Raw genomic sequence first — 6,156 nt, 5'->3', positions numbered from 1 at the left:
ACGGACCCCTTCCCGGGCGCGTAGGGCGCCTTCCACGACGGCTCCGTCCCGCCAGGCCGACAGTGGGTGCCCGAACACCGCTTCCGAGGCGCTCGCCCCGGGGAGGGAGAGGAGCAGGTCTCCGGCTGCGGCCCCGGTGCACCGCTCCAAGCCGCCGGCGTGGACGGTCATCTCCCGCAGTCCGTGGCCTCGTGCGAACCAGCGGGGCAGCAGCGCGGACAGGCCCGGCAGGGTCCCGGCCGAGAGCAGGACACGGTGTTCCCCGGCCGCGGGTGATCCGGCCAGGCGGTCGTGGACGGGGGTGTCCCCGGTGACGTCGACGTAGTCCGCGCCGGTGGCCAGGGCGGCCACCGCGACCCGGTCCAGGATCCGGTAGGAGGGCCCCGCGCAGTTGAGCACCACGTCGCAGCGGTGGCAGAACGCTTCGAGGGACTCGGCCGAGTCCACGTCCACGGGGACCACCTCGACCGGGCCGCCGAGTTCCTCGGCGAGTGTGTTCAAGGGGTCGGTGCGGCGGGCGCCCAGCACGAGCCTGCCATGGCCCAGGGAGCGCAGGGCGTGCGCGGCGTGCCGGCCGACCGCACCGGAGGCGCCCACCACACCGATCACGGCGTCGTTCACGGATCTCACCGGACCACGTCACCTCCGGTGACGGCCTCCAGGTGCTTGAGCACACCGGGGGCGTAGGGGGCGCCCAAGAGGCTGAAGTGGTCGCCGGGGACCTCGACGACGTCCAGGTCGCCCAGGACCAGGCGCTCCCAGTAGGAGATGACGCTCTCCTTGTTCCCGGGGAAGGGGTAGGCGCCACCGTGGCGCAGGAAGGTGACGTCGCCCGCGTAGGGCTCGGGTTCGTACCGGGAGATGGCGAAGACGCTCTGCCGGAAGATGTGGAACATCTCGGTCAGTGCCTCGGGCGTGTAGGTCCCGGCGGAGGGCGGCACCGCGGCGCACATCCGCTCGATGCGCACCGCGCGCGGTACCCGCGCAAGGGCGTGGAAGCAGGCCGCGACATCGGCGTACTCCCCGGTCAGGCGTCCGATGGCGCCGTCGGGCAGCAGCCCCGGGGTGTCGGCCAGAAGCAGGTCGGAGGCGGCCGAGACCCGGTTCTCGTCGGCGGGGAACCCGACCGCGACCGGATCGATGCCCATCATGACGGCGAAGGCGTACTCGGAGATGAGTTCGTCGTCCAGGCGGAACGGCGGCCGGTGGGTGCTGATGGCGGTCAGGGAGGCGACCTCGGCACCGGCCTCGGTCAGGGTCCGGGCGACCTCGGTGGCGATGAGCCCGCCCAGGCAATAGCCGACGACGTGGAAGCGGTCACCGCCCCGGTCGAGCAGGGCGCGGGCGTAGTCGGCGGCCCACCCCTTGATGACGGTGGCGGGTTCGGCGGCCTGGAAGGCCGGGACGTCGGGCAGTTCGAGGCCGACCAGGGTGGCCTCTCCTCGCGAGCGGCGCCGGATCTCGGTGATCAGGGAGCGGTAGGGGATCAGCGTTCCGGTCCCGGCGTGGACCAGGGCGGTGACCGCTCCCCCGCCGGGGCCGTTGAGGGGGACGTAGGGGTCGGCTCGGCCGGGTTCGGCTGCCTCGACCTGGCCGGACAGGTCCCTCAGGTAGGAGGCCAGCCCGGCGATGGTGGGGGTGCGGAGCATGTGGCGCAGGACCACCTCCCACTCGATGTCGGCGAGGCCCGGCAGGGCCTCGCCGAGGCGACCCACCATGCGCGCGACCAGGAGGGAGTCTCCGCCCAGGTCGAAGAAGTCGTCCTCGCGGCCGACTGTGGTGCGTTCGAGGAGGTCGGCCCAGAGGGCGCTCAGGGCGCGTTCGAGGTCGTCGCGGGGTTCGGCGGTGACCTTCGCGGTGTCGGTGCCGCGTTCCTCGTCGGGCAGGGAACGCACCAGGGCGGCCCGGTCGACCTTGCCGTTGGTGGTCAGCGGCAGGGAGTCGAGCAGCCCCCACCGGCCGGGGACCATGTACTCGGGCAGGCGTTCGGCGGTGTGCCGGGCGAGTTCGTCGGCGGTGACGGGGACGCGGTCGGTCTTGAGCCTGGTCAGGTACAGGCTCTGCCCGGTTTCCGACAGGCGGTCGTCGGCGCCGGGCAGGGCCAGGGGCTCGGTGGCCCCCGCGGATTCCAGGGCCCTCGCCCACTGCTCTCGGGTGAGGAAGGTCTGGTCCCGTTCGGCCCGCGCGTCCCGGTGGCCGCCGTCCAGGCCTTCCAGGAACTCCATGGAGACCAGGAGGGCCGGGTCCCGTTCGAGGGTGGTCTCGATGAACAGCAGGTGCCCTTCGGGGGCGAGCAGCTCGCGAACCCGGGCCAGGCCCATTCCGACGTCGATGGCGTTGTGCAGGACGTTGGCGGCGATGACCACGTCGAAGGAGTTCGGGGCGTACCCCTGGTCGATGAGCGGACGGTTCAGGTCGAACAGTCCGAAGCCCACCCACGGGAAGTCGGCGAAGCGCTCCCCGGCCTCGTTGACGAAGAACGGCGACACGTCGGTGAACAGGTACTCCACGTCGTGTCCGGCGAGTGCCCGCACGACCTCCTCGGTGGTTCCACCGACCCCGGCACCGATCTCCAAGACCCGCAGTGGCCGGTCGGAGGTCCTGGTGGACGCGGCCTCGGCCAGGGCGGCGGCCGCCGCAGAGTTGAGGTGGCGGATGGCCAGGTTGTCCCGGTAGGCGCCGGCGGCCGTGTCCGTCCCGCTGCCGGGGAAGAGCAGGCCCCTCACGTCCAGGTCGCCGCGGAGGAGTTCGGGCAGGCGCTCGGAGCAGGTGCGCATGTACTCCAGGACCTCGGTCCCGTAGTCGACGGAACGCTCCAGCTCGCCCAGGAGGGTCCAGGCCCGGCCCTGGTCCCGTGCGGAGACGCGGGTGAGGCCGTCGAACCGGTCGCCCTCGCGGCGCAGCCGTCCGGCCTCGCACAGGGCGTCCAGCCACCGTCGCACCAGGCGGTGGTGGCGTCGATCGGCGTCCAAGACCGCGATGACCTCGTCGAAGGTGTGACCTGCCTGCTGGAAGAGGCCGGCCTCGGTGAGGGTGCGCGTGATGGCGCCCAGGGCCGTGGACCGCATCGCTTGGAGGAAGGTCTCCAGCGCGTCCCGGTCCAGGTCGGTGGTGGCGGCCCCGACCGCGCTTTCGGCGGCCGTGACCATCGCCTCGTCGGTGGTGCGGTACCGGCGCAGGCGGTGGCGTGCGGGCTCGACGAAGGCGGACAGCCTCCTTTCCTCCCGGCCGCCCACGGCCAGGACCGCGGCGGCGTGGACCGCCGGGTGGGACAGCAGCGCGGACTCGATCTCGGCGAGTTCGACGCGGTGTCCGCGGATCTTGACCTGGTCGTCCTCGCGCCCCAGGAACTCGATGTCGCCGCCGGGGCGGTACCGGCCCAGGTCACCGGTGCGGTACAGGCGTTCTCCCGTGTCCGGCCGGGTGACGAACCGTTCGGCGGTGCGGGCCTCGTCGCCCAGGTACCCCATGGCCACGCCCACGCCGCCGATGTGGAGTTCCCCGGGAACCCAGTCGGGGCGGTCGCGCATGTGCTCGTCCAGGACGTGGAAGGTCTGGTTGGCGAGCGGACGCCCGTAGGGAACGCTGGGCCAGGCGGGGTCGAGTTCTCCGATGGGGTGGTGGATGGACCAGATGGATCCCTCGGTCGCCCCGCCCAGGCTGAACAGGGACACCTGTGGCAGGTGGGCGCGTACCCGTTCGGGCAGGGTGAGCGGGACCCAGTCACCGGAGAGCATCACCAGTCGCAGGGAGGCGGGGGCGGCCGAGGAGACGGCGGTGAGGTAGTCGGTGAGCATCCCCATCTGGGCGGGCACGGAGTTCCACAGGGTCACCCCGTGTTCGGTGGCCAGCTCGGCCCAGTGGGAGGGATCACCGCGGCGTTCGGGGGCGGGCAGGACCACCGCGCCGCCCTCGGCCAGGGGACCGAACAGGTCGTACACGGACAGGTCGAAGCCGAGCGCGGCCAGCCCCAGGACCCGGTCCTGATCGGTGACCCCGAACCTGCGGTTGACGTCGGTGATGGTGTTCAGGGCGGACCGGTGGCTGATCATCACCCCCTTGGGGGTTCCGGTGGAGCCGGAGGTGTAGATGACGTAGGCCGGGTCGTCGGGGCCCACGGGCCGGGGCGGGACCCGCGTCGGGGCGGCCTCGGCGGGGACGGTGTCCACCTCGATGGCCTGGACGTGTTCGTCCCGCCTGCCGGTTCGCCCCAGCCAGGACTGGGTGAGGACGTGGTTCACCGCGGCGTCCCGCAGGATGGCCTCGCGCCGGGCGGTGGGCTGGGTGGTGTCCACCGGAACGTAGACGGCCCCCAGCACCAGGACCGCGTAGGCGGCGACGACCTGTTCGGCGCCCTTGTCCATGACGATGGCGACCCGGTCCCCCGGTGCGCAGCCCCGGGCCCGCAACGCTCCGACCACTCCCCACACGCGTGACCACAGGTCACCGTGGGTGAGCGTGCCGTCAACGCCGATGACGGCGGGGGCTTCGGGGGCGCGCAGGGCCGCGGTGAGGGGGCGTTCGTACAGCAACGCGTCGGGCACGGGCGCATCGGTGGCGTTGACCCGGGCGCGCACCCGCGTCTGGTGTTCGGGGAGGGCCGCCGGGGACCTCTCGGCCCAGGTTTCGTCGTGCAGGGCCAGGCGGGTGAGGAGTTCGGTGTAGGCACCGAACGCGTCGGAGGCCAGACCGGGGGGCAGGACGCCCTCGCGTACGTCCCACCGCACCCCCAGGGAGTCGCCGACGCGGGAGACCTGGCAGTCCAACCAGACCTGAGGGGTTTGGGACAGCCCGTACACCTCGCGGTCGGCCCAGGACTCGGTCGGTGTCTCCGCCTTGGCGTGGGCCTCCGTCCGGGTGCTGATCGCTCCGGTGAAGACCACCGGCATGAGCACGACGTTCTCCTCGCGGCGGCGGGAGAGTTCGGCCAGCACCTCGTTGCCGGTGTACAGGCCGTGTTCGAGGTCCTCGGCCAGACGGGCCTGTCGTGTGCGCGCGCGTTCGACGAAGGTCTCGCCGTCCTCGGCGTGCACGGCCAGCAGGGACAGGGAGGTGAAGTCGCCGACCAGCCGGTCGGTGTCCGGGTGCAGCGGCAGGCGTTGGGACACGGGGAGGTTGAGCGTGAAGTCCGGTCTGCGGGACCACAGGGACAGGACCTCCGCGTAGGCGGTCAACGCCACCGAGGAGGGGCTCAGGCCGTGCTCCGCGGCACGCTCGCGCAAGGCGTCCCAGACGTGTGGCGTCAGGGTGGTCGACAGGCGGGTGAACCGGCCGGAGGTGTCGGTCGCGTTCTCGGCCAGGGGCGGTTCGGGGGCCGGGGGAAGCTCGTCGACGCGCCCCGCCCAGTAGGCGCGGTCTCGCAGGTAGCGGGGTCCTTCGCGCAGGGAGCGACGGGCGATGACGTAGTCGCGGAAGGTCGCTTCCATGTCGGGCAGGGGGTGATCCGGGTCCTCGTATCGGGCCGCGAGCTCGTCCAGGAGCAGCCGGACGCCGGAGTAGTCGACGGCGAGCAGGTCCACGGACAGGTGCAGCCGTGCGCCGGTCTCGCCCCGGGTCAGGTGGAGGCGGACCAGCGGCCAGGTGGAGGGGTCGGGCACCAGGTCGCGCATGCGTTCGCGGGTGCGGGTCGCGTGCAGGTCGAGGTCGGCGTCACCGATCTCGGTGACGGTCAGTGAATCCCCCGGTGCCTCGGGCAGGACCTGCTGGTGTCCCTCCGGGGAGACCACCACCCGCAGCATGTCGTGCCGGGCGACCAGGCCGGTCCAGGCCCGGCGCAGGCGAGCGGGGTCGAGGTCGTCGAAGGCGAGCTCCACGTAGGCGTGGCAGGCCACCCCGCCGAAGTCGTAGGCGGAACCGCGACCGATCAGGTAGGCGGTCTGCACGTCGGTCAGGGGGAAGGGCTCGTGGCGGGAGGCGGGATCGGGGACCAGGGTCGGTTCGGACTCCTCGGCCAGGAGGGCGAGGACCTCCTCGCGGTGGTCCCGCAGCATCGCGCGGTCTTCGTCGGTGAGGGCGTTCCGCGGCGCGCGGAAGTGGACGCGCCCCTGTGAGGACCAGAGTTGGACCCCGCGGGAACGGAGGTCGTCGAGTAGTTCGGTCAGGGTCGCGGAGGTGATGTGCACGGTGGGTTCTCCCGAAGAAGTGATGGGGGTGTGC

2 protein-coding genes are annotated in these 6,156 nt (G+C 72.4%); both read right to left on the bottom strand.

What is annotated here, in order from left to right; genetic code table 11:
- On the bottom strand, positions 1–630 hold a 630-nt coding region (locus ACWGKS_RS19695; RefSeq protein WP_452523464.1), incomplete at its 3' end, for a saccharopine dehydrogenase NADP-binding domain-containing protein.
- Entirely contained in the window at positions 627–6,122 is a 5,496-nt protein-coding gene (locus ACWGKS_RS19690) for a non-ribosomal peptide synthetase (RefSeq protein ID WP_358505364.1), read from the bottom strand. The genes ACWGKS_RS19690 and ACWGKS_RS19695, both read right to left, overlap by 4 nt.
- Positions 6,123–6,156: the final 34 nt, after the last annotated feature.

Source organism: Nocardiopsis sp. NPDC055879, from assembly GCF_053615935.1.
Note: the sequence above shows the minus strand (reverse complement) of the source record. Positions and strands in the feature narration are given on the sequence as shown.